General features: G+C 46.8%; 17 protein-coding genes and 1 pseudogene. 2 read left to right on the forward strand and 16 right to left on the reverse strand.

The window, feature by feature from the left end:
- Positions 1-58 precede the first annotated feature (58 nt).
- The 4 genes from ASG93_RS07650 to ASG93_RS07665 form a co-directional block, all read right to left on the reverse strand.
- On the reverse strand, positions 59-1885 hold the full coding sequence (locus ASG93_RS07650) for a sensor histidine kinase (protein WP_162262836.1): 1827 nt from the start codon (positions 1883-1885) through the stop codon (positions 59-61).
- A gap of 22 nt (positions 1886-1907) precedes the next feature.
- Entirely contained in the window at positions 1908-3476 is a 1569-nt protein-coding gene (locus tag ASG93_RS07655) for a response regulator (RefSeq protein WP_056830505.1), read from the reverse strand.
- A 306-nt stretch (positions 3477-3782) separates the two neighbouring features.
- Complete coding sequence (locus ASG93_RS07660) at positions 3783-5282, reverse strand: UxaA family hydrolase (RefSeq protein WP_056830510.1); 1500 nt, start codon at positions 5280-5282, stop codon at positions 3783-3785.
- Complete coding sequence (locus tag ASG93_RS07665; RefSeq protein WP_063891805.1) at positions 5279-6775, reverse strand: tagaturonate reductase; 1497 nt, start codon at positions 6773-6775, stop codon at positions 5279-5281. Before ASG93_RS07665 ends, ASG93_RS07660 begins: the two co-directional genes overlap by 4 nt.
- A gap of 511 nt (positions 6776-7286) precedes the next feature.
- Here ASG93_RS07665 and ASG93_RS07670 point away from each other — a divergent pair.
- The gene (locus tag ASG93_RS07670; protein ID WP_056830512.1) at positions 7287-8147 is read left to right on the forward strand and encodes an AraC family transcriptional regulator; all 861 of its coding nucleotides are present in this window, start codon (positions 7287-7289) and stop codon (positions 8145-8147) included.
- 127 nt (positions 8148-8274) lie between these two features.
- Here the strand turns inward: ASG93_RS07670 and ASG93_RS34915 are convergent.
- The 4 genes and pseudogenes from ASG93_RS34915 to ASG93_RS07690 all read right to left on the reverse strand — a co-directional run.
- Positions 8275-8355 (reverse strand): annotated as a pseudogene (locus tag ASG93_RS34915) (sigma factor-like helix-turn-helix DNA-binding protein); the annotation flags it as partial.
- Between the two features lie 90 nt (positions 8356-8445).
- On the reverse strand, positions 8446-9150 hold the full coding sequence (locus ASG93_RS07675) for an MBL fold metallo-hydrolase (RefSeq protein WP_056830514.1): 705 nt from the start codon (positions 9148-9150) through the stop codon (positions 8446-8448).
- Between the two features lie 198 nt (positions 9151-9348).
- Positions 9349-9528 (reverse strand): hypothetical protein, encoded by a 180-nt coding sequence (locus tag ASG93_RS07680; RefSeq protein ID WP_056830517.1) that lies wholly within the window; start codon positions 9526-9528, stop codon positions 9349-9351.
- A gap of 743 nt (positions 9529-10271) precedes the next feature.
- The gene (locus ASG93_RS07690; RefSeq protein WP_056830520.1) at positions 10272-13373 is read right to left on the reverse strand and encodes a glycoside hydrolase family 2 TIM barrel-domain containing protein; all 3102 of its coding nucleotides are present in this window, start codon (positions 13371-13373) and stop codon (positions 10272-10274) included.
- 140 nt (positions 13374-13513) lie between these two features.
- Between ASG93_RS07690 and ASG93_RS07695 the strand changes: the two genes are divergently transcribed.
- Entirely contained in the window at positions 13514-14353 is an 840-nt protein-coding gene (locus tag ASG93_RS07695; RefSeq protein ID WP_056830522.1) for a helix-turn-helix domain-containing protein, read from the forward strand.
- A gap of 324 nt (positions 14354-14677) precedes the next feature.
- Here the strand turns inward: ASG93_RS07695 and ASG93_RS07700 are convergent, their stop codons facing one another.
- The 8 genes from ASG93_RS07700 to ASG93_RS07735 all read right to left on the reverse strand — a co-directional run bounded on the left by ASG93_RS07700 (position 14678) and on the right by ASG93_RS07735 (position 26855).
- Positions 14678-16456 (reverse strand): ABC transporter substrate-binding protein, encoded by a 1779-nt coding sequence (locus ASG93_RS07700; RefSeq protein WP_082614773.1) that lies wholly within the window; start codon positions 16454-16456, stop codon positions 14678-14680.
- 142 nt (positions 16457-16598) lie between these two features.
- A complete protein-coding gene (locus tag ASG93_RS07705; protein WP_056830524.1) occupies positions 16599-17489 on the reverse strand; it encodes a carbohydrate ABC transporter permease in 891 nt (296 codons plus the stop codon).
- A 28-nt stretch (positions 17490-17517) separates the two neighbouring features.
- Complete coding sequence (locus tag ASG93_RS07710) at positions 17518-18474, reverse strand: ABC transporter permease (protein WP_056830526.1); 957 nt, start codon at positions 18472-18474, stop codon at positions 17518-17520.
- Between the two features lie 474 nt (positions 18475-18948).
- Positions 18949-20625 (reverse strand): cellulase family glycosylhydrolase, encoded by a 1677-nt coding sequence (locus ASG93_RS07715; protein WP_056830528.1) that lies wholly within the window; start codon positions 20623-20625, stop codon positions 18949-18951.
- 127 nt (positions 20626-20752) lie between these two features.
- On the reverse strand, positions 20753-21004 hold the full coding sequence (locus tag ASG93_RS07720; protein ID WP_056830529.1) for a hypothetical protein: 252 nt from the start codon (positions 21002-21004) through the stop codon (positions 20753-20755).
- Between the two features lie 21 nt (positions 21005-21025).
- Positions 21026-23839 (reverse strand): glycoside hydrolase family 3 protein, encoded by a 2814-nt coding sequence (locus tag ASG93_RS07725; RefSeq protein ID WP_056830531.1) that lies wholly within the window; start codon positions 23837-23839, stop codon positions 21026-21028.
- 175 nt (positions 23840-24014) lie between these two features.
- Positions 24015-24980 (reverse strand): aminoglycoside phosphotransferase family protein, encoded by a 966-nt coding sequence (locus tag ASG93_RS07730; RefSeq protein ID WP_056830533.1) that lies wholly within the window; start codon positions 24978-24980, stop codon positions 24015-24017.
- 354 nt (positions 24981-25334) lie between these two features.
- A complete protein-coding gene (locus ASG93_RS07735; protein WP_056830535.1) occupies positions 25335-26855 on the reverse strand; it encodes a glycoside hydrolase family 43 protein in 1521 nt (506 codons plus the stop codon).
- Between the last annotated feature and the right edge of the window lie 25 nt (positions 26856-26880).

Consider the following 26880-nt stretch of genomic DNA (forward strand, 5'->3'; position numbering starts at 1 on the left):
AAAAATGTTAATAATTTTGTTTTATTGGACTATTTTTGGACAAAAAAAAATCAACAATTTAATCCTTCGGCAGTTCGATCGTCACTTTAGTTCCGAAATCAGGTACAGATTCGATCTGAATGCCATAATTGTCGCCATAAATGATTTTAATGCGTTTATGAACATTATAGATGCCTATCGAATTTTGATCAGGATGCAGCAATTTTGCCAGTTGTTCCTGTTGAATGCCTTTCCCGTTATCCTCTATACAAAAAAAACGGATATCTCCCTCAATCCAGCAAGAAATTTTCAAGAGTCCTCTTTGTTTAAATGAATCAAAGGCATGTACGAAAACATTTTCAACAAAGGGCTGCATAAAAAATTTAGGCACGCCAAACGCGAATAAATCAGGTGCTATATTGTATTCGATCTGATACCGACCCTCAAATCTTTTCGTCATAATAAAAATATAGCTTTGTAAATATTCAAAATCCTGTTTAAACGTAACAAGCTCTTTGCTTGATTTCACGGTGTATTTCAGCATCGTCGATAAACTAACGATCATTTCGCTAATTTCATCCTGATTGTTTTCAATTGAAATTAAATTAATCAAATTTAAAGTATTGTACATAAAATGCGGATCCAACTGAAGGTTAAGCGCCGTAATTTCCGCTTCTTTTTCTTTAATCGCGATCTCATAGTTTTCATCAATTAAAATTTGGATTTTTTCATTCATTTCATTGAATCTTTGGATTAATACCCTCATTTCGTTGCTGCCTTCTTCTTGAATATAGAGGTTGAAATTCCCTTCTCCCGTCTTTTTAAAAGCTTTCATCACCTTTTGCAGCGGATTTGTTATTCTTCGCGTGATAAAAAGAGAAATAAAAATTGAAATAAGGATAAGAATGAACGCCAAAACAATAATGTATGTTTTCGTAGTCGTCAGAATTTCACCTATCAGGCTTTCTGGCGGTATGACCACAACGGACAGCCAACCGGTCACCATGGAGGTATCAAAGCAAACAATCCTATTTTGCCCATTTATTTTGATTAATTCCGTCCCGCTGCCCTTTGTTATTAAATCATTGACCCAAGGCAAAGGGGATTGGTTCGCAAGCTCATCTTCATCCTGATGCGCAATTAATTTACCCTCTTTGCTTACGACCAAAAAATAGCTTCCTTTGATCGGAATACTATTTCGAAACGCTTTTTGAAAAAAATCCTCTTTAAAATTGACAATCAACACCGGTTTTTCAATATCATCCGCAAATGTATTATAGTCAACCCCGTCAAAGTAGGAGCCATTGATTAATTGCACAGCAGAGAACAGATAACGGTAATCGATATTTACATTCTTCATATAATTTACTTTGAACATATCAGAAAAATCATAGGTCGGCACCCATTGCAGCTTCCCGTCTTTTTCATTGGCGATTTGATATAATTTAGTGCCTGTAAAGCCTCCTGCGGGAATAAAGTTTTTACCCGATCCCGTGTTTAGCGATGTCGTTGAGCCAAAGGTATAATAGCTGGTAGCAAGCTGTGCGGAATATATATCCAGCGAATGAGCAAAGTATTTGTTCATGACCTTAGAAACTTGATCGCCCAAAAGCTTAATATTATAATCGTTATTCGGTTTAATCGTAGCAAAAGCACTATATAAATCCTTATCAATCGTAAAGGACAATATATTTTCGGTTACTTGGTATAGCTTGGTATCGATGATCTCATTGTTCTTCTTCACTAATTCATAGACATTTCTTTGTACAATATCTGATATTACGTTTTTGCTGATCGTATAATATCTCACGCCAAAAATAACTAAGGGAATCGTAATTAACACAATGAACGTAACAATCAACCTTGTTCTAAGACTCAAATTCCTTAGCAAAAACAATATTTTCATCACCATGCGGTTCACCTCAATTCTATCCATTTACCTGTCTAAATTTATTAGGCGAAAGACCCATTTCCCTTTTGAACATACGGATGAAGTAAGCTGCGTCTTTATAGCCTACTTTGAGCGCGATCTCGGATATTTTGTAATCCGTGGCAACGAGCAGCTCATGCGCTTTTTCCATTCTTACTTTTACCAGGTACTCCGACAAGCTAATCCCTGCGTGGCTTTTAAATAGATTACTAAAATAAGAGGCATTAAAATGGAATCTTTGTGCTAAAAAATCCAGTGAAATATCCTCATGGTAATGCGTTTCGATATACTTTTGGCATTGTTGAATAATGAGGCTGTTATTGTCTTCCCGTGTATGAAGCAGATCAACGATTTCAAAAAGTATATTTTTCGCATCATGCCGCAATTCTCTATAATCCTTACAGCGCATCAGCTTCAAACGCAGCGTTGAAATAAATTGATCGTAATAGGGTTTCGCGACAAGGTGCTTTATGACTTTAGATTGATTCCGTGTAACACGTACCAGCTCTTCCTTGATTTGTTCAGGCTCAATATGAATCAAGGTATCAATATCCTGGAACAAACCATTGATTATGAGGGATATAGTCTCAATGTCCGATTTTCGTATGGCCGCCGAAAGCTCCTCTTCTTTATCCTGCAGATTGAACGAATTATGCCTGTCATTTGCTTCGGAGTAAACGATTACCTTGCCCAAGCCATAGAAAAATTTCCTTTCAAGCGATGTAAGCGCTTCTTCATAAGCTTGTTTGGCATCCGTAAATATGTTCAATGTTATCCTGCTGGTCCCTATGGTCAGTTCAACATTATTTTCCGAATTGATATCTATAATGAGTTTATTTAAGCATGCGATCAGGCCTTTTAAACCTTGCTTAGAAAGCTGGCTTAAAGTCACAATCGTAATCCATCGCTCACGATGACCTTCCTTTACAAAAGATACAGACTGGCCTATTGGATTTGAGTGCGCTTTCAAAACTCCCTCGAAAGATGGCTTAGCTCCCCATTGGTCCGGATCACTAAACTCAGCTATAAAGGCGATCCCTGGTCCTGTAATATTTAAAGATTGCTCTAATTCAAGCCTTTCCTTTTCAAGTAATGATCCACCCACCCATTTATTTAACAAATACGTCATGAAAATAGGAAAAGAGTCATCCAGTTTTTTTTCCAAATGTTCTGTTTCTTTAAGTTTGATTTGCTCTTCTTCAAGCTTTTTCTCAACTTTTACGAGTAAACTTTCAATGTCTGACTTTCCCGTTGGTTTAACGAAATAATCAAAAATCTCCATTTTTATTGCCTTTTGGGCATATTCAAATTCGCCGTAACCGGTACAAAGTATGATTTTTGCAGCGTGTTTTTTATCATAAAGCGCTTCAATCAGCTGCATGCCATCCATTTCAGGCATGCGAATGTCTGTTATGACAACATCAACCGCATGATGATTTATAAATTCCAACGCCTGCAAACCATCTACTGCTTGGTTTACCACATAACTCGGCCGCAATTGCCGAATAATATTAGTCAGTGCTCTCAGCTGTCTTGGTTCATCTTCGACGATCAAGAAGTTATACACGGATAGTCACGCCCTTCTGAACATTCATAAATCTTATTATGAAAATAGCCCTTCATAAAAACAATAGCAACATATTTATTTTTTGTCATCTTGTTATTTTTCCCGTTACTAGTGAGAAACTAGTTCAATAATCGCCATTCTAAACAAATCCCCTCCGCAATCAACGCAGTTATCTGCATGATCAAGGAGGGGATTATGTGTGAATGGCTTCCGCTCTTCTGTTTGGCGAAATACGGAGCCGAGAGAGGACGCATCGAAGCTAAGCGTTGGAAACTTCCAGTCCTGTATTCCCTAATGGACGATACTTCATAAAATCACTCCGTCCTTGAAAATAGCAATTTCCTTAAACCCGTTTTTCTCGTTATGCGTATGCATCTCGCCAGAGGCGATAGCGATCATCGATTCCCACAATTCATCTATGAGTTCTTCCATGCTTTGGCCTTCCAGGAGTCGGCCGGCATTAAAGTCGATCCAGTTTCTTTTGCGCCCAGCGAGCTCCGAATTTGTCGAGATTTTAACGGTGGGTACAGGGCCTCCGAACGGTGTTCCTCTCCCCGTCGTGAAAAGTACGATGTGCGCACCTGCAGCTGTAAGAGCAGTGACAGAAACTAAATCGTTCCCCGGTGCTTCGAGCAAATTCAACCCTGGCTTGACGACTCTTTCACCATAAGGAACCACATCCGTGACAAGAGAATGGCCTCCTTTTTGAGTGCAGCCCAGCGACTTTTCCTCCAGCGTGCTAATGCCGCCGGATTTATTACCGGGCGATGGATTGTCATAGATGACTTGGTTGTGACGTATATAATATTCCTTAAAATCGTTGATCAGAGCGACGATCCTGCCGAATACACCTTCATCCGACGCCCGCTTCATCAATATCGTCTCCGCTCCAAACATTTCGGGCACTTCCGTTAGAATGGCAGTTCCTCCTGCCGCGATGAGCCGGTCAGAAACCCCTCCGACAAGCGGATTCGCTGTGATCCCGGAAAAACCATCAGACCCCCCGCATTTCAGGCCAATTTTGATTTTCGCTACCGGGAGCGGCTTCTTGGTGAAAGTTCGGGCAAAATCGACCAGTTCTCCGATTAACGTTATGCCTTCCTCTATTTCATCCTCCGAATCCTGCGACTTCAGAAATTTAACCCGATTCGGATCATAGTCTCCGATTGCAGCCTTGAACAAATCGATCTGGTTGTTCTCGCACCCCAGCCCAACGATCAGCACGCCAGCGGCATTCGGGTGGTGAACAAGAGAGGCTAGCAGCTTTTGCGTGAATTTGAGGTCGTCACCTAGCTGCGAGCATCCGAACGGATGGGCGAAGTGATGAATGCCGTCTACCTGATCCCCGAACCGTACGTTACCCTTCTGGGCCAGAAGCTCGCATGTCTTATTAATACAGCCAACCGTATTAATAATCCAAATTTCATTGCGGATGCCGACTTCTCCATTTGGCCGCTCATACCCCATAAACGTACGATGCGAATCCTCCGGATTTACAGATGAATTTAATTCGTCTGTCGGCTCGTAGCTATAGTTCACGATACCTTCCAAACCGGTTCTCAAATTATGTGTGTGTACCCAAGTACCTGGCTCAATATCAACAGAAGCTTTGCCGATAGAATAGCCAAATTTGTGTACGTCATGTCCGGCAGGAACAAAGTCTGTTGCGATTTTGTGACCTCGCGAGACGTCCTCCGTCAATATCAACGGGGCGCCGTCCTCCAACGTCAGTTGCTGTCCCTCCGAAAATGAAGCAAGCGCTATAATGACTTGATCGTTTGGTGATAATCGTACCCAAGGTTTCATCCTCTATCCCCTCCTTCCGCCTTTGCCCACCAATGACATATCGAATCTGCCAAACCGCTCCAATCCGAAAGATCCTTGCCCCAAACCGATGTTAGAGCCAATAGTTCTTTTATGGTACTTTGCAAATCTTCACGATTTTTTTCCGCTTTCGCCCAAATTTCCGCAATCCGCGTCAACGACTCTGCGTCGTCTCGAACGACATACGTTCCTCCCTGATAGTCTCGGCCCTCAAACTGACCGTCTACCTGAGCTATACAATAATATCGCAGCAAGCCTGCCATCCCGGCAACGAGTCCTTCCGGAATCTGATGTCCAATATCTGCATAGTGGCTGAGTGACGGAAGCAACCTGACTTTAAACTTCGATAAACTATTCATGCTTATATCCGAAAGCCTGTGACGGATGAACGGATTATTAAATCTTTCGAACACGGTATCCGCGTATGCATTCATTTCATCTGCAGAATAGGGAAGGGTAGGTATGATTTCAAAGCGAACCATCGACTTGACTGACTGCCCTAAAACTTGATGCTCCATAATTTCCCGAACATGCTCGACACCATGTAGAATGCCGAGTGGCGCCATCCACGTATGAGCGGCATTGAGGATACGCACTTTACGCTGCTGATACGGGCGCAAATCGTTTGTCCAGTGAACGTTTAATCCGGCTTTTTGCAGCGGCAGCTGCTCATCTAACGTTTCTTCCCCCTGGATGGCCCACAGATGATACGGTTCCGCCGTCGTCAGCAGCCGATCTGTATACGACCATTCTGAAAACCATGCTTGCGCCACTTCTTCCCCCGGGTAGCCGGTGACAATTCGATCGACCAGCGTATTCAAGAACCGGTTGCTCGACGACAGCCATGCCCGAAAATCGTCCGGGAACCCCCAATCCAGACTGTATCGAAAGACAATGTCGCGAAGCGTATCTCCATTACTTTCTAACAGCTCGCAAGGGAGGAAGATTAAGCCTTTATCTGCTGCACCGCCAAACGCAAGATACCGGCGATAAAGCAAATAAGCCATTTTTCCCGGGAACGATACAATGGGGCTCTCTGTCAGCTGTTCCTGCTTGTATGCAATTCCTGCTTCCGTCGTATTGGAGATGACAAATCTTAAATCATCGCTTTCCGCCAAGTCGATAAACCGATTCCATTCCTCATAAGGATCAATAACCTTGGAGAATATAGATACTACACTTTGGCGTTCTACTGGCAAACCATCCTCCAGTCCCCGGATGACAAGCGTATAGATCCCGTCTTGCGCAGCCAACTCTTCTAATTTAGCTTTGCCGGAAGGTCTGGGCTGGGTAACAGCGACGCTTCCATGAAACAACCCTTGCTCTCTGCTTACATGAAGCATCCAGTCTACGAAACCTCTCAAGAAATTTCCTTCTCCAATTTGCAGAACAGTGACCGGACTAGCCAAGACGGCTTCAAACCGGCGTTTCTGTTCCCCCGATAATAAGTTCGAGTTTAATCGCTCCTTCGTCATTGCTTGTACAACTCCTTTGCATTTTCTCCAAATAATCTTCTCTTTCTTGTTTTCCCCACGTCTTCGGTATGGCGCTTTGAAGAATTTCCAGAACTTCGTCATAAACATGTTCGATATATCGTTTAAAATGCTGCAGTTTCCATGCTTGATGATCGGCTTCCGTCACCAAGCCGGAAATTTTGCAATATATATTAATGATGTCTAGAGCAATTCATTAAGCTCGTTTAACTGATTCGATGTCACGAGCGGATCCACGGGAAAGCCCATTTTCGCATAAACTTGAAGCGCTTCCACGAACATGGGCTCGAGAAGCTTGCTTGCATCGGACAAATGAATTTCGAAGACATCGAACAATTATGTTGGTGAGCATCAATACACATGGGGAATTCCTCTCCTCTCCTCATAACTTTATTTTACGATAATAATAAGAAATTAAAATGTCAGTTAATTGCATATTTATATCCGATTTTGATATAGTTTAAACAAACACATCCTACAGGAGGTCATCTGCGTGCAACCGATTCGCAAGCCTTTTTTTCTGGATCCGATCTTTCCGTTCGAAATGGTTTACAAAGGTCTTCGATATTCGGAAAGTGAGCTGCCAGACCATTTGCACGACTTGTACGAAGTGGTGTACGTTCACAAAGGGAAAGGTATGTTTTTTATCGATGACGCCCTCTACGAAAAAGAACAGGGTGATTTATTCCTTATCCCCGGCAACACTGTTCACCGCGCATTTCCGTCCGCCAACGATCCTATTGTTTCTACGGCCGTATTTTTCGCACCAACGTTATTGCAAACAGACTCGCTTGGTGATGGATACGAATCACTTAGGTGCTTTGAGATTGCCCGAAAAAAGAAACAATATAAAATCAATCTTTCCAAGCCGGTCCGCCTGGCGATTGAAACTGCCATTAATGCGATGAAACGTGAAATGATTGGAAAAGATTTCGGCTACCGTCATGCACTGCGTCTTCACTTGCATCAATTGTTGCTTGTTTTAAGCCGGCAACCATTTACTAAAGAAACGTCATCTCCGCTGAATGGGATCGGCCCTCAGTGGCTCCGAAATGCTTTACGGGACATTGACTTTGACCCTGTCCGATGCGGAGGGCTCTCGGAATTGTCCGAAAAGGCGTGTGTCAGCGCCGGCCACTTCGCACGCGTCTTTAAACAACTGACAGGAATGAATGTGACCGACTATGTGAATGCTAAACGACTTGTTCGAGCCAAAGAGTTGCTTCTATCGACGGATGACAACGTCGAAACTGTAGCGCTAGCCTGTGGATTCCAAGGAATGCGCCATTTTTATCAAACATTTAAGAAGCTGACGGGATTAACACCAAGAGCTTACCGTCTTCAAATGAAATAGAAAATGTTCACTTACTTTAAATCCTTGCTCTGAAAGTGACCATATAAAAAAAGGAGCCGTTTACACTTACACAGCTCCTTTCAAAACGAATACGTTATGGGTTTATAATTCATAGTAATTACAACAAGCGGCTTATCCCCAGTTCCTTCGCAATCTCCTTTTGCGTTCTCTCTTCACCGCCAAGTTCCAACCCAAAGCGCCTGGAGATGGATCAGGACGCTTCGGGTGTGACCATGCTACAGTAAAACCAAGGTTCTCGAGCGTTCGAACGGTTTGTCTAATGAACTACGTGATGAATTCAAAGGATTCTGACTATATTTTTCGAAATTACTGAGTTTTGATCAAATATTTTCAAATCATGGAATGGGAGTGGGATCAATCCATTTTGATGAGCTTCATTAATAAACCTCTCGTTATTTTCTGTACTCGAATAAATTCCAATTGGTCGATTACTTATCATATTATCGCACCAATAACATTCATCTCCAGTTATCACATAGTCGTTATTATCCAATTTAAAATATACAACAGATGAACCATTGCTATGACCGCCTATAACTTTGAATCTGAATAAGTTATCGTAAATATATTCATTTTCTACGGTCACAACATTGCACTGAAGCAGTTTTTCTTTAATGGATTGCGAGCATTTTTCTAGTGCGATGTCATAGTCGAGTTTAGAGATAATGATTTCAGGTGTATCAAACAAGTCAAGATTATCAATGTGATCAAAATGACTGTGAGTAATAATTACCGTATCAACGAAGTATAAGTTGTCAATTATGTTCCTTAACTCGGTTTCAACGCCTGTAAAAGTAATACCCCATTGATTTGCAACAGTCTCATCGCGAAAACCTGTATCAATGAAAATCGTTTTATCATTATGCTTTGCAATATAATAAGACCAAGATATCTTGACTATTTCTTCTGAATTATTCATGTCACGGTATATATTTCTTGAGCGGAACAAAGATTCGCCTACTTTAACAGCATACAGTTCCATTCGATTGGCTCAGTCCTTTCTTCTAGGTTATTATTACTATTCTCCAGACCATAGTCATCTCTCTTCAGGTCCAATAATGTTGATGCGCGTCAACCCTATGCATCTAAATCCTCCTTGTCTGAATCCAAGCGAAATTTTGAATTCGACGCGGACAATTGAACAGACGATTCGTTTATGATTTCAATCGCTTTCAACGTCTCATCCTTCGAAAGATTCATGTCCTCCGATGACCCCACGAACGCTTTCGATGTCATCCATCACTTGTTCGATTTCCTTCTTCACTTCAGCGAACTCCCGCTCGGTATTAGCCACAGCTTTACTTTGCTCTAGCAAAATCGCTGCCGCTTTATATGCATCCTGATCTGCAACCTTACGCACAATTTTTGTGCGCTAATGTCTGGTGGCGACCGATCTGACGTCCTTGAGCACAATTTTTGTGCTCTAGCGCCCGGTGGCGACCGATCTGACGTCCTTGAGCACAATTTTTGTGCTCTGCCCGGTGGCGACCGATCTGACGTCCTTGAGCACAATTTTTGTGCTCTAGTGTCCGGTGGCGACGGATCTGCCGTCCTTGCGCACAATTTTTGTGCGCAAGCGCCCGGTGGCGGCGGATCTGCCGTCCTTGAGCACAATTTTTGTGCGCTAGCGTCCGGTCGCGACGAATCTGACGACCTTGCGCACAATTTTTGTGCGCTAGCGTCCGGTCGCAACGAATCTGCGCACATTTTTTGTGCGCTAGTGTCCGGTGGCGACGGATCTGCCGTCCTTGCGCACAATTTTTGTGCGCTCGCGCCATGTGGCGACGGATCTGTCGACCTTGCCCAAGGAAATTTATACTTATTTTAGAAACACATCCTGAAGTCCTTCGTCGATCGTTAAGATGACATGCGATGATTGACCTGAAACACATCCGCTGCTAATACACGACTTCATTCAGGGGGTACCCTCAAGCTCTACCTCGAAACTTATACTTATTATTTTGTAAAAAGAAACCGTTCCTTCCGCAAATGGTAGATCGTACTAGATCGTACTCCCATTTTAGTTAAGAACGGTCTCTTACAATTATTTCACTACTCAACCTTTATAATTTGCCATTGCTGATTATATCCGGGGCCTGCTGTTCAATCCATGATCTCTAAAGTGATCTTGTAAACATAGATGCCCTTTTCGATTTTATATTCATCGTGAATATTTTTGGTCCAACCGTTGTCCCCTCCAAGACCTGCATGTTTGTAATCGATATGAAGGAAAACGGAATCGGATGTGCCAAGCTCATCTTCATAGGCGGCATTGTCGTATTGTCCGATGCTGTAGGGATGAATATCAAAATGGAAGTGACCCGCCGAGGTAACTTTTAGCTTGCGATCATCCGTGGATATATAGAGATAACGGACATCTTCCTTGCCCCCGCATTCAACCGGCACGATGTAGGGAACATGTTGTTCTTGGGCAGTGCTTTCATATATACCAACGAAGGCAGACGTTTTACGGTCCGCATAGTTTTCCCATGGCCCACGGCCATACCATTTGATATTCCTCCAGGCAGCAGAGAAGTTAAAACTTAGACCGATTCTCGGAATGGTATCAATATTGGCATTGTTCACGACAGTGTTGGTAATTTCAATCCCTTTACCGCCAATCGCATAGTCAGTTCGTGTTTCAATGCACCCATGATACAGAGCATGAACCTGAATGATAACAGAGGCAGGCGCAGCATATACACGGATACGCTTGATCTCTTTCTGATTGGAGTCAAGCCCGAGGCTTCTCCATTCATCCGCATAGTTCAGCGTCTCGCCAGGTATACCGGCGTCTATCCCCGTTGGCGGGCGATAGAAATTGTTAGCTCCGCCCGTAAAGTAGTCCCGGTTATTGTATCTCACAGAAATGAATTCTGCCGTTTCTTTCGAGAAGACCACGTTCGTATTTTCATTATAAATATGAATTCGATCAGCGGTTTCTTCATATACCAGGCTTCCACTTTCAATATCTCCGGTATGCATTTCATAAACGGAATCATTCAACTCGATCTGGCATGCATACATACAGGTTCCCTTATTTGCATAATAGGTGTCCTCGTTTAAACAAGCATAGAAATTCAGGAACGCTTCTCCAGAAACCTTGGTTGGATCGTATGGTGCCTGAACACTATCCATTGATCCTGCTGACGTATTCAATTTGGGCAATGTACCGTTTTCGACAACCTTCCCGTCGCAAACAAGCTCCCAACCGATGTCCAGGTGGCTTAAGTCTCGATGCGTATAATGATTATAAATTCGATAACTTTTGTTATCATGAACATAATAAGGCCGTTCAAAGTAATCGATCTGGACGGGAGCTTGAACATATTTGATTTCATAGGCAGCCGGTTTCGGCGTTAAATCCGGAAATACAATGCCGTTCAGGCACATATCAGGGGAAGAATCAATAATCTCTTCTTGGAACCCGCCGCCATAAACATATTTTTTGTTCCCGGATTCATCATGCCTAACAAGCGCTTTATCCTGGAAATCCCAAATAAAACCGCCCTGAAACCGTGGGAATTTATGAATGAGGTCCCAAAATTCCTTGAAATTCCCGTTACTGTTGCTTTTCGCGTACGCATATTCGCACATAATAAACGGCCGCAAGTCTTCGCAGTTCGCCATGCAGTCCAGGATCCAATCCTTCTGAGGATACATGGGCGCCACGATATCGGAGATATTGGCCGGAGGATTCGAGGACTCATACTGGACATATCTTGTTTTATCATATTCCTTAATCCAGCCGTACATTGCAGCATGGTTCGCTCCGTAACCGGATTCATTTCCCAGGGACCAGAGAATGATCGACGGATGATTCTTATCTCTGAGCACCATCCGTGATGCACGTTCCATAAACGCATGGGTCCATTCGGGAGATGCGCTTAACTGGCCGCCGATGCCATGGGTCTCAATATTGGCCTCATCCACTACATAAATGCCCAGTTCATCACAGAGGTCGTACCATTCGATTGCATGCGGATAGTGACTCGTTCTTACCGCATTGATATTTAGCGATTTCATGATCTTGATTTGCTCACGCATATACTCCGTCGACACCACGCGCCCCGTTTCGGGACAAAAAGCATGAAGATTGGTTCCACGGATAATGAGGCGTTTGCCGTTCATTTTCAATATCCCGTTTTTATCGATGCTAACTTCGCGGAAGCCGACATTTGCACTCTCGATGTCAACGACATTTCCGTCAGGGTCGATCATTTCCAATACCAATTTATAGAGGTAAGGAATTTCGTCGCTCCACAGTTGGGGACTCTTAATGGTTTGTTTGACCTTCGCAGCATAGTTGTCTTGCAGGTAGGATCTGCAATCCGCAAACTTCGGCGTTTCAAATTGAGCGACCAATTTTTGATTGTGATCGTATAGAGACAGGCGCGTATGAGCTTCCCCGTAACAGCTTGCTTGATGATTAGGGTAAACCGTTACGGCTAATTCGGCATTGTCGTAATGACCCGAAAAGAGTGTTTCGATTTTATAATCATGAATGCGCATTCGCGGTTTGGCATAAATCAGAACATCTCTATAGATCCCCGATAGATGCCAGTAGTCCTGATCCTCCAGATAAGTACCTGCTCCAAATTGCATCACCTGAACGGCTAAATGGTTCTGTCCCATCTGGATGTAATCCGTAATTTCGAAAGAAGCGTTAAGCTTGCTGTCCTGCGAATAACCGACGAACTTCCCATTTAACCACAGATAAAAGCAAGATTCCACGCCCGCAAAATCAATAAATAGATCCCGGCCGTTAAAATGTTCGGGAATATCGAACGTTCGAACATAGCATCCGGTAAGGTTATCCTCTGGCACATAAGGCGGATTCAAAACAAATTCATCTTTCTTCAGTTGAATTTCGTGATGAGAGTCCGCCCCCTTCCGTGCAAAGGGATACTTGATATTGGTGTATACTGGTTTTCCATATTCGAAAAGCTCCCAGTTGGAAGGAACCGGAATATCATCCCAACGGGACACGTCATATTCAGGATGATAGAACTCATCGGTTACCACGCCTGGAGACGAAAATAATTTAAATTTCCACGAGCCGTTTAAGCCTTTTACATATTTGGACGTTCTGCGATTGCCGCTTAGCGCCTGTTCTACAGTTTCGTATACGCCGTACGGCTCATGCATGGGGTAACGATTCTTTTGAGTGATATGCGGATTCTCCCAGTCTCTGTTCAGCTTCATACGTATTGAATAATCCTCCCATCAATTGTTCTAAATGGTTGTACCATATAATCGATACCTTTATAATATAAGGATTAGTCATCGTATAAAATGTTAAATCTGGTAATTCATTTATCCAATTTGGTAGGTGTAGCGACGATATGAATTACGACGATATAAAGGAAAATGATGTCGTATACCGGTGTATCGGTGACGATTTCGACCAAGGCATTTTGTCATGCGGCTTTATGAGAAAAAGAACGGCCGAGCGTTCCCAATATGACTTTAAGATCGGATATTACAGCTGCTTTTTGATCCTTCAAGGCAGTGGACGATTTATCTCAGAGGACGGTACCGTTATTCCGATGCAAGCTGGGGATCTGGTTCAGCGTTTGCCCGAACGTTTGCACTCCACCGAAATTGAGCCAAATGGGGAATGGATAGAGTTTTATATGAGCGTAGGTTATCCTGTCTATCATTACCTAATAACGCTTGGAATTATCAATTCCGATAAAGAGGTGCAAGCAACGCGGGTTACGAGCGATTTTGTTTTTGATTTTGCTGCCTTGCTAAACAGCCTCAAAGGCGCTGAAGATGAAAGGCTCCCCTACTTGCTTATGAGGGCACAAGAGCTCATTATCCGATTGCACGACAGCGTACATTATACGGAGAGAGATCACAATGATCCTAAAATATCGAAGGCTTGCCAACTCATCGGCGGCTCTAATGATATCCATTATGATATGAAGGAAACTGCAGCAGCCGTAAATATGGGCTATGAGAATTTCAGGAAGCTATTTAAAGCCACGACCGGGGTTTCCCCTCAGCGATACCACATTGAACATTTAATGAAACAGGCAAAAATGATGCTCCTCTCCGGGCTCCCCATCAAACATGTAGCTGCTAGTCTTGGTTATGGAGATATTTACTCCTTTACCAAACAATTTACTAAATCGGAAGGAATGCCTCCAGGACGTTATATTCGTAACCGCCATAGCTGACAAGGCTTCACAGCCAATATGAGAAAAACTCCTATCGGAGTCCTTCGAGGAAGCGCGACCGCGTTTAAGAGGAAGTTTTTATCGCCAATTGGAAAGCCTGTTTTCGGTCACCGAAAACTTATACTTTCCACTGTGGTAACAAAGCCCCGAGAAACCGGGCTTTATGAGCATTTTCATTCCGGAAGTAATGATAAAACAGCAGGCTGATCGTAAAAATTCCGTGAGCCAATAATGCTCACGGAATTTAGATTTCACGAAGCTTAATCGTTTCAAGTAATTTCGATGGAACATTTGATAGAATAATCGCCATTCCATCTTTGTTGATTACTTTTTCAACGCCGCACCGACCGTTTTTTCGTATTGGTCGACTTCCCACTTCACAACATCATCGTAGCCCAGGCCTTTGGCTTTCGCGATCATTTGTTGCTTCAGGCTGCTAAATTCATTGTCGTCCTTCGCGAACATCATCTTCCAGGAGTACTCCTTGATGACTTTGCCCACTTCGCCGTGCTTCTGCTTGATATCGGACGGTTCCGACGCCGGCGGCTGTCCGTTAAAGAACGCTGGTTGCACGAGCGCTTGGTTGTGCTTGACGACGTAGTCTTTCATGGTCAACGAGCCCATTGTATCTCGCCAACTCTTCACGACCGGATCCGGATTGTGGTTTAGGTACGAGGTCCACAAAGTGTAATCATACGGTTCTCCGGTTTCCGGATTGGTCATGGACGTGGAGATCGTCGTGTTGTTGATTTGGTTCGTTCCGTCTTTGTACAGCCCGCCGCCATATTCATCAGGCAAATTGACGGAGTTGGTGATTGCTTTGTATCCGAAATCGGTCAGGGTCGGTTTGCCGTCTTTGATATCCCAAATCAAGCCCTTCGGTCCGTAGTTGGATTCTTCGATGCCCTCTGGCGTATACAACCAGTTAAGGAACTGCATCACGCGGTCCGGATACTTCGTCTTCGCGCCGATTGACCAAATGCGCTGGCCGCCGTAAGGCGAAAATCCGGAGGAGGACATTTGCTCATCGGCGAAAGGTACGAACTGGAAGCCTTTGCCCGCCGACGTATTCTCCGGCGAGTTATAGCTACTGCTTACCCAAGGGAATTGCGCGAAGAGAACTTGTCCGTCCTTGTACTTATTGGCCACGTCGGAGAACTTCTGCGTCAAGGAGTCTGGATCAAGCAGCCCCATCTTGTTAGCTTCAAAGTAGAATTTCAGGCCTCTCATGTAGTAACTGTTGTCGTCGAGCATGCCCTGCCATTTCGCTTCGTTGGCTTTCGTCAGGATCAGGTCGCTGTTGTTGAAGGAGTCTCCTTCTGCATAGCCGAACAATTGAGCCATGACCTTCGCGTTCATCGAATAGTTGCTGTCCCAATCCGACCACAGAGAGAACCCGTACGTCTGCTTGCCGGAATCGCTCTTCGGACTGAGCTGCTGCATTTGCTTGACGACTTTCAGATAGTCTTCCAGCGTCTTGATTTCCGGTTTACCCAGTTTTTGGTATAAATCCCAACGGAGCATCGGGCCGAACGTCATGTCGGCGCCTTCGCTCGGGCCGCTGCCGCTGCCTACGTTATGCCCTATACCGTAAATCCCCGTGCCGCTGCCGAATTGCTTACTGTTGGCGTCGAGCGCCTTACTTGCATATTTCGCGATATCTTTGCCGTATTTGTCAAGCATTCCGTCTTTCTTCCAGTCTAGCAGCATACCGGCTTTGATGGCATCTGTGTAGTCTCTTCCGCCGAGTCCTACAACAATGTCACCCAAATCGCCGGACGCCATCATCGTGCCGACTTTTTGCTGACCGCCGGCCAGGTTGGAGGCGATGATGTTCAATTTGATATTGAACTTGTCCTTGATCAGCTTAGCAAACCATCCTGGCTGATCTCCAGCATAGTTAGCCAGCGTCGAGAATACCGTCAGTGTGACTTCCTGCTGCTTCGAAGGATCGGTACTCCCCTTGTCACCGCTCGTGCTCGTTTGCGGATGCGAACTGTTGTCTGTCGTAGATTTGCCGCTGCCGGCGCTGCATGCCGACAAGAATACCAACATGGCACTCAGTGAAACAGCAATCACTGCCCATTTTTTTCCCCTAATCATGTGTTGGTTAACCTCCTTGTAATGTACGTGCAAAAAGCTTCTTTTTGTGATGTGGCCAAGAAACATGCCGTCTTTCGGCAAAAAAAAACGCTTACAAAACCCGCCCCACCTCCTTCACGGATTTTCGAAAACAATGAAGGGATCAACCCTTAACGGCCCCGATCATAATGCCTTTGACGAAAAAACGTTGGAAGAAAGGATATACGAGCAAAATCGGGATGACGACGATCATCGATACAGTCGTCCGAATCGAAGTAGCCGTCTGCGTGTTGGCCAAGTTGATATTGAGTGCCCCTTGGGTAGATTTCATCAAAGTTGCCAACGACGTCGCTTCGTTCATATACCGATACAGGATGAATTGCAGCGTGAACAGCTTCTGATTCGTGACTAGGAACAACGTGTCCTGAAACGAGTTCCATTGTCCGACGGCCGAGAAGATGGCGATGGTGGCCAGAATCGGCGTAATCAAAGGCATGATGATTTTATAAAAGATTGTGAAATATCCGGCTCCATCGATCTGCGCCGATTCCTGCAAGGCGATAGGCGTCGACTCGACGAAGGTTTTTACAAGAATAATGAAGAACGGCGAGACGATCCCGGGCACGACATAGACCAGGAAATTGTTGGTCAGGCCGAGATTGCGCATGGTCAAGAACCAGGGAATCAAGCCAGCGTTAAAATACATCGTCACGATCAGAAACCGATACCAAAATCTGCGTCCCCACATACCGTTCTTCGTGAACAAGTAGCCAAGAAAACCCGATGCAGCTACGGTCAATACTGTACCGATCAAGGTACGTCCTACTGACACGAGCGTGGCAGTAGCCAATCCGGGAATCTTGAATACTTCCGTGTAGTTGCTCAAATGAAACCCTCTCGGATAGAACATGACGAACCCTCTGCTGCTCAAGTCGTTATTGCTGATCGTATTGATAAACAAGTAATAGAACGGAAAGATACAAGCCAAAGTGAATAAGGCGAACAACGTATAGTTCAGGACGTCAAATATCTCAATCTTCTTCATCTTTTCCATGTCGACTCTCCTCTCTTTTCCCGATGATTTAGATGACGCCCTCGCCGCGAACCAGCTTCGACAAAACGTTGGCAAAGAACAACAGGAACAAGCTTACAATCGATTTCAGAATACTGACCGCCGTCGCGAAACCGAAGTTGGAGTTCGCCACCCCGATGTTGTAAACGTACAGATCGAGAACCTCGATATGGCTCATGTTCATTGCGTTCGAGAACACAAAGTACTGCTCAAGTCCATTATTGATGAAGTTTGCGATACCCAAAATGAGCAACACGAAGTACGTCGGAAGAATTCCCGGCACCGTTACGTGCCACATCAGACGGAAACGGCCTGCTCCGTCCACTCTCGCCGCTTCATATAATTCCGGATCGATCCCGGTAATCGCTGCAATGTACATGATCGCGCCCCAACCGAGTCCTTTCCATACGCCCCACAAAGTCATAACCAACCATGTATGGCTGTCCGAGGCAAGCAGGTTCAACGGACGGTCAATCAAATGCAAGCTCATCAGCAAATTGTTCAAGAAGCCGTTGTCGACGGAAAATAACATGAATGCGAAAGCGTACACCAGCACCCAGCTGATAAAGTTCGGTAGCGTCGTAATCGTCTGCACCATTTTCTTGAACCTCGTGTTCTTGATTTCCGTTAGGAAAATTGCAAAGATGACCGGCAGAACCGAAGTCAAAATGCCCAATGAACTGATCGCGAACGTGTTTTGTAGAACTCGGACGATTTCCTGCAGCTGAATCGGATTCGACACCATTGCGGTAAACCAATGCAAGCCCACGAACTCGGTCTTGGACAGCGGAATGCCGGGCCGGTAATCGTAAAAGGCATAGACCCAGCCGTACAGAGGCAAATAAGAGAACAAAAATACGAGTACAAGAAAAGGAAAAGCCATGAGGAATAATTTATATTTATTTTTAAAATGAAAGCGCTTTCCCACAACTGGGGCATAAGCGTGTTCGGACAGGTTCGTGTTCATCTTTCTCCCCCACTCAAAAATAATGTTTTCTTTCAATTGCTTACTTTTACTTGGATTTTTAAATCAGCTATCTTAGGAGGTCTGGAATTCCTGTTATTATGACATTTCCTCATCAACTCTCTCTCAGCAGTGGAACCTGCTTCAGGTTTTGCTCCACTGCGGGCACACTCTCAACCTCTTTGTCTTCGATTATAACGAAACCGCTTTCATCATAATACCCTTTAAATTTCACTAAAAATCCAGTCATAATTAGTGTTTTTCCGTGCCGGAAAATATTTAATCATGCCGATAGGAGTTTTTCTCAAATATCCTTACCGTTTGGCTATCAAACTCTCGTATTAGGACCTGTAAACGACCTTCCTCCATCTTTTGTTTGAAGTTGAATGAACCGTCAATGGTTAATCACTCTTCCTAATTGTTGCAAAAAAGCGTTCCAACAGGAACGTAAATCCCCCGCCGGAACGCCTTGCCATATTACTGAGCCGTGCCTGTGACGCTCGTGCCGCTTTTTACAATTGTGTACTTGACGATTGCGCCGCTCCAGAAGTGGAAAGTCAGAGTCACCGTTCCGTCAGTCGTTGCATTGAAGAAATTCGAGGTCAGCGTGATTTGACTGTTGGTATAGTCAGGTGAGAAGCAATAGTTAAATTCCTTGTAGGAAGTCCAGTTTTGCGGACCGGCGTTACCGCCTGCAGCGTACACGGCCTCCATCGTGGCAAGCTGGTCGCCGTTAAAGGCTGTGGGAATCGCAAAGCTGCTGGTGGCGCCCGATGCGCTTTGCAACACTGGCGTGTTATAGTAGCGCACATGGATCTTCCAGGCGGGACCCGAGTTGAAGTTGGCGGTCAATACCGCCTTCTCGCCCAGCGCGCCTGAAGCGAGCTTGGAGAGATAGCTTGCCTTGACGGATAAGGTACTGCCGCTTAGCGTATAGTCTCTGCCGGATTTCAATGTGGTGGTGCCGTTCTTGAGCGAGACGAAGCTGTTGCCGTTCAAGTTCAGCGCAAGGGATGCGTCCGTAACAGTTACGCCACTCTTCAGGAAGATCAGGTCCGTGTCCGCAGTGGACGAACGGCCCGTCAAGCTTTGCTTGATGATATTATATATGTCCGGATCGCTCCACTGGTAGGTCGTGCGGTTGAATTGCGAGCCGTTATCCCACAGCATATGGGTTACGCTTTTCGATTTGGCATACTGGAGGAAATACTCGAAGTATTTGAGCATTTCGCCGTGTTCGACTGTACCTGGGCCACTGTCGAAGCCGAGGAGTCCGTATTCGCCGACAACAACTGGAATTCCTTTGGCAACGAATGTATTGTAGACAGCGTCAAGGGAAGTGTTGATATCGTTTATCGTATCTGTGTCAAACTTGGTGTAGCCCGCAATGTTTACGCTGAACGGCCAGAATCCATAGAAGTGGATGGTGGCAATAATATTCGAATCGTTCAGGTTGGCGATTGTGCTGTTAAGCGAATCCAGATATTGTTGACTGGCATTGGTCGACAGCGTCGGCAGTACGAGGGGACGGGTGGCATTCGCGCCTCCGGTGCCCCGCACAATGTTGAAGAAGTCCGTATTCAGTTCATTGAGCAGGGAAAGTTGCGTTGTTGCAGCAAGATTGTTGCCGAAAAACGGCTCGTTGATGCTTTCGAACATCAGCTTGTTGGAATAGTTCTTAAAATTATTGGCGATTTGCGTCCAGATCGCTGAGTATTCGGCTACGACCTGGTCATGATTCGTATCCATGTTGTTGACCCATTGCCACGAGTCGTGGTGTACGTTGATCATGACGTACAGGCCGGCGTTAAGCGACCAGTCGATAATTTGCTGCACTCGGCTCATCCATGCCGGATCCACCGTATAGGACGGAGCAGGTCCCGTGTGCTGTACCCAGGTCACAGGAATACGGATGCTTTTGAAGCCCTGGGCGGCAATTTGTTGAATAAAAGCTTGGGTGACAACCGGATTTCCCCAAGACGTTTCGTCTGGGCCTGTCGCATCGAGGGAATTGCCCAGATTCCAACCGGGCTGCATGGCGTCGACATAGGTCTGCATATTGGTTGCAGCGGAGGCCGATGGAACGTATGCAAATAGAGTCAGCAACAAGAAGACAGACATTATTGCAGATACAATTGATTTTTTTGATTTCATTTTGACACACTCCTTTGATTATTGAATTTGGCACTTCGAATTTACCGAAACCTTTCCCGAAGCTGTAGTTGCTTTGGGAGCTTATATGTGCATCACCTCCTTTATGCATGCCGGATATTGCGCTTTGTCAAGTGGCAATCCTATAACGCATATTTTTCTGCGCGTGGAATTCCGCGCATCCGTCATCGGCCGAAGCTGTCCCTACAGGAGCTCCATCCTGCCCGTATACTACAAGCTTCGCCGCATGCGGAACGCGGAGCTTGCAAATGCCGCCAAGGCTTGTCACGAGCTCGGCTTCCCGCAGGTTCCCATTGCCGAGTGGAAGCACCTCGTTCCATTCGGATGCGGGCATCCTATACCACAAGCTCATCTTATTCATCCCCCACATCTCCTCTCGGAATTACTGAATACCGGATTTCGGAAGGAAACGGAAGCGGCTCAGTCCGATATCCCCGCCCAAACATAAGTAGACAGTGCGAACTCCCGATACTTCGTCCGCCTTGCAGGCAGCCGTCTCCCACATTTGCTGCCCTCCGGTCTCCCGAACGGTACACGTTCCGATAAGAGGGCCGTCCAACCCATCCAGTCTAAGCTCTATGCTACCACCTCCCTGATCGGCCGTATAACTGGCTTCGAAGCCGCTAATCCCTCCGCCGAAATCGACATCGTCAAATCGCAGCCAGCCTGCCTCGCCCGACAACCGGATGCAGCTCCCGCCTTCCCGGCATTCGTCCAGGTAGACACCTTCGTACTCGTCGTAATTCACTGCCGGAGTCTCCTTGGTCAAGTCGCGCGGAGGCACGGTATCTCCGTCTACCGCCAGCTTCTTCTGCACGCGGATATCTCCCGACGAGCCCCCGATCATGAGCGTGTACGTACCGGATTCGACGCAATAAGCGTCTCTGGTCACATCCCAGAATGCCAGCTCGGAAACCGGCACCGTAAAGCCGACGGTCCGTTTCTCTCCGGGAGCCAGTTGGATGCGCCGGAAGGACTTCAGCTCTTTGAGCGGCCTCTCCACGCGGGACGAATCGGCGCGCACGTACAGCTGGACGACTTCGTCTCCGGCCATATCGCCCGAATTTTCGACCCGCACACTGACCGAGATGTCCCTGCGTGAACCGGCACGCTCCAGACTCACGATCAGCTCATCGTAACGGAAGGTTGTATACGACAACCCGTAACCGAACGGATACAACGGCTCTCCATCAAAATATTGATAGGTGCGCTTCCCTTTCCGAATATCATAATCCATGATATCGGGCAGCTGCTCTACGGAGCGGTACCAGGTCATATTGAGCCGTCCCGCCGGGTTATAATCGCCGAACAATACGTCCGCCAAGGCGTTGCCCAGCTCTTGACCGGAATGCGAGGAATACAAGACGGCCGGAATGTGCTTATCGACCCAATTCAGGGCAAACGGGTAGCTGCCGATGACGACGACGATCGTGTTGGGATTTGCCTTGTATACCTCCCGAATCAGCCTCTCCTGGTAAGCGGCTAGCGTCAAGTCCGGGCGATCGATCTCTTCCTTACCGTTGATCAGCGGGTGGTTCCCGACGATAACAATCGCTGCATCCGACGCTTCAGCCGCCGCAACCGCCTCCTTCAGACCGTCCTCGACAACCTCCTTGCGCAAAGCCCCGCCTTCATCGCCGGGCAGCGACACAGGGCTCCCGTTCCAGCTCGCGAGCGACATCGTCCCATCCTGCCCCTCGACAGGTTGAAACACCTCTTTGACGAACCAGCCCCAAATGTCTTCAGCCGAAGCGGTCAAAGTCGTATCGTCGGTCGTCACATATTTGCCGTTCGAGAGCGCCTTCAGCGTGGCGCTGCCGAAGCCCCAGTCGGTCATCAAGAACGTCTCGGCGGAATCGGCGGCTGTCCGGTCCGCCTTCAATGCACCGTTCTCGTCCGGCGCGATCCCTACATATTTTCCCGTCACAGCGGAACGAAGGCGCACACGGTCGCATCCGTCGGCGAAGACGACGGAACCTTTGCTCATTTTGGCCCGAATGCCTTGAAGCGGAGTGACCTTATACGGATGGCTGCCGGAATACCAATCTCGGCATACCGCATCTCCGAGCGGCCCGATCACGGCGACTCGCTGTACGGCATCCCGGTCAAGGGGAAGTAGTTGATGCTTGTTCTTGAGCAGTACGACGGATTCACGGGCCGCTTCCAGGGAGAGAGCCGCATGCTCCGGCTTGCAAACCGTGTCATCCGGCATGCAGGCATACGGATTGCGCTCGTCTGGATCGAATTCGCCAAGCATGAAGCGCACCCGGAACGTGTTCTCCAAAGCCTGGACCAGGTCGCCATCCTCCAGCAGCCCCTCGGCGAGCGCCTCCCGTATGGCGGCGCAGGTAATCTCGGCATCGTCCGTAATGCTGTCGATGCCGTTCTTGATCGACGCCACGACAGCTTCTTTATACGTCTCGAAATAATGGTGATCCTTCACAAGGCCGATCAGATCTCCTGCATCGCTGACTATAAAGCCGTTCATCTCCCACTCGCCTTTGACGACCCGGAGCACATCGGGATGGAGAATGGCGGGCGTCCCGTTGATCGAGTTATATGCAGTCATCATCGACAGAGCCCCCCCATCACGGAAGGCCGGCTCAAACGCTTTCAAATAATATTCCCGCATATTGCGGGGGTCGATGCTGGCGGAGCAGTGCCCCCGATCCTTCTCGTTGTTGTTGCCGAGAAAATGCTTCAAGGTCGCAATCGCTTTGCGGTAAACGGGATGCGGACCCTGAATGCCTTTGACGAGCGCGGACGTGAGCTCACCCGTCAAATGCGGGTCTTCCCCGTACGCCTCCTCTGTCCGGCCCCACCGCGGGTCCCGCTCCATATCGACGGTCGGCGCCCATAGCGTCAGGCCGTTGCGTGCGGGGTCCCGCTGATAAAATACCCTAGCCTCGTCGCCGATAACGGAACCGATCCGCTCCAGCAGCTCCGGGTTCCAAGTGCAGGCAAGGCCGATCGATTGCGGAAAGGAGGTCGCCTCCCCCAGCCAAGCGATGCCGTGGGCAGCTTCAGTACCGTGCTTGTATGGTTTCACCCCCAGCCTATCGACCGCGGGTTGATATTGGCACATGAGCCCAATTTTCTCCTCGAGGGTAAACCGGGACACCAGATCGGCAACGCGATCTTCGATTGCCAGATCATGATTCTGAAACGGTAATGCTACTCCCTGAGCATTTGTCATCGCTGTCAAACCTCCATTTTAAGGTATTTAGAAATCGTCTTGACTCAATGCCGTGGCATTGAAATGGCCCAATTGCTCGGCCCCCTAAATTGCTTTGTTATAAACCGACAGATACCTTCCGATTACCGCAGTCGCTGTTGGAAATCGCTCGACGCTTACAACGGGTGAACCTGGTTTAATCGCGGCCGATCGCGAGGAGACATTCCCAGCCTTCCGCAAGATTGTTGCGGGCCCAATTCCAGTGGTCTTTGTTTTCATATTGCCGGAAGGTACATTCAATCCATAAGATCAGATCCAGATAAAAATCGTACATCACTCTGCGCCGCTGCTGGTTTTGGGTTGCGACGGCCAGCCCATAGCCCCTTGAGAACCCAACGGATCGGTTGAAGCGGCCGAAATAAACCTCCATCAGCGGGTCGCCCCAAATCGCTCTTTCGAAATCGATCAGCCCTGTTATTTTCCCATGCTCGACAAACACATTTCCATCCCATAAATCCCAATGCACAAGACGGGGCTGATCGACTTCGTGCAAAGCATCCAGATGCCGTTCGATTTCCGATTCGATAACCGTATCACCCGCTGGCAGCTCGACTCCGGCATCTCTGCTATCAGCCAGCACGCCCCGGATCATCCGTTGAAACGCTTCTGCCCAGGAGTCACTCCACGATTCTTGCTGCAGGAAATATCCGAATTTTTCTCCTTGCACTTCATTGATCAAGCGGCTATAGACGCCAAGCTCAAATTCGATCGCGTCCTTCTCTTCCTGGGAAAGCGTCTCCTTAATTTTGTTGTAAGGAACCCCCGAAAGCCGCTCCATAATAAAGTACTCCGCATTAATCAAGGTGTATGTATCGTCGTATGTAAGCACCTTGGGCACAGGCAGTGTACCGCTGTTGTCAAACAAGCGCAGCGCCTCGACTTCCGTACGCATCAAGCTTGCCTCATAACGCATCATTTTTGTTCCCTTGAACGGCGCCGCTTTTAGGATAACTTCGCGGTCGTCGCTTGTGATGATCGCGTATGCGCTGTTTGCCCACCCATCCGTTAGTTCTTTCGTTTCGACGACCCGGCTTCCGAAAGCTTGGTGAATAATTCGTTCCATATCGCTATCTATCAGCTTGGGTTTAATATTGCTTTCCATTTTATGTATAATCCTTTCATAAATTAAAATTATTCTTTATCTCTCAAATCGAACATGACTTACAATCGCTATGTCCTCCCATGAGTTATGTAGTACCTGGAATTAATTGGATATAAGCTAAAATACGATCAATATCATTGGATAAAATCCAATAGATTACTTGTTCAGTCATGAGATATCGTACTTTCATTGGATAAAATCCAACGGAATCCAAAATTCCCCATCTTAATTATCATTTGGAAGCAGTTTGATTGGAAAATATCCAATAGATCGTGTCATCTCTATGCGCAAATGAGTAAAACAGTGGATAAATTCCAATGGATCTTATGTCCTCCATATTCCACCCAAACAGACCTATTCGATATGAACCACCGGCTCATAATCGAACCAATCAAAGAGTGCCGGCGTACTCTGTCCTATTTCGCAAACGGCATACATCCCAATGACTACTCCCGTAAAGCCGCCTGCTACCTCCGTTGAGAGCAGATGAGTTTCTCCAGAGCCCAACTCAAGGACATCGGATTGATTGGGCTGAATGGAGAAAACAAACCATTCCGGCCTAGCCTCAATCTTTAGCACGACCGGGCCCGCTGCGCATTCGTGCGTGTGCTCCGTTCTCAATGATCCGACGGTCCGTCGTAATACGATCAACTTGCGTCCTTCCTTGAACTTTACGGCAAGATCATAATGATACCTTTCGTTCATGAATACGGTAAGTCCGGCTTCCTCACCTTCGCTTTTCGGTTCGAAATCTAGTAGGGCGGCAATGTTGCATGACATATGGCGCAGACGCCGGCCCACAAAAGCGGGTGCGCCGGCGTCGTCGAGCGACACCTTAGTCCCACGCAGCACCAAATTTCCCGGACTTTCGTGGAGCGACCTGCTTTCCGGAGTCGGATTCCGCAGAAACATCCAGTCAAAACCTAGCGTTGTTTCATCAAAATCATCTCTGATTGCCTTATGCGGCCACTGGACTTCCTGCAACTGCGGAGCCTCCATAACGGACTCGATACGCCCGCCGTTACCGATGATCGGCCAGCCGTCATCCGTCCATGACACGGGCGCCAAAAAAGTCTCTCTACCGAGATGATGCCGCATCGGATAAGAAACAGGCCTAATTCCCAAGAAAACCGCCCACCAGCTGCCGTCATGCGCCTGTACCAGATCCGCATGCCCGGTCGCGTGTATGCTGCTCTTCAAACTTCTATGAGACAAAATCGGATTATAAGGACACGGTTCATACGGCCCATAGGGGGCGCTGCTTCTCGCTATCGTCGCCATATGGCCGTATTCAGTTCCGCCTTCGGCGATCAGCAAATAGTAAAATCCGTTGATCTTGTAAAGATGAGGAGCTTCCGGGTACGCTCCGCCCGTTCCCCTCCAGATCAGACGGCTCTCAGTCAGCATGCTTCCGGTCAATATGTCAATCTCGCATTGATAAATGCCGTAGCCTTCATTGCCGTCGCAAGTGGATTGAAAGTATACACTGCCGTCTTCATCGAATAATAGAGAAGGATCGATGCCCTTCTGCGCGACAGGTATTGGATCGGACCAATGACCGTCAGGCTGCCTGCTTCGAACAAAAAAATTGCCGACCCCGCTCACATTCGTCGTTACCATATAAAACCAGCCGTCGTGATGGCGGATCGTCGGGGCGTAGATTCCTCCCGAGAGCCAAGTGTCTCCCAATGGCAACTGCTGCTCGGTTGTGAGACAATGTCCGATCTGGCGCCAATTGACTAGATCATTGCTGTGAAATAGGGGGACTCCAGGAAAATATGCAAAAGAGCTTGTCACCAGATAATAATCATCCCCGACCCGGCAGATGCTCGGATCGGGATAAAAGCCGGGAATGACCGGATTCGTATACGGCACGTAGATGCACTCCTTCTCGTTTCAA

Source organism: Paenibacillus sp. Soil787 (genome assembly GCF_001429545.1).
Classification (GTDB): domain Bacteria; phylum Bacillota; class Bacilli; order Paenibacillales; family NBRC-103111; genus Paenibacillus_E.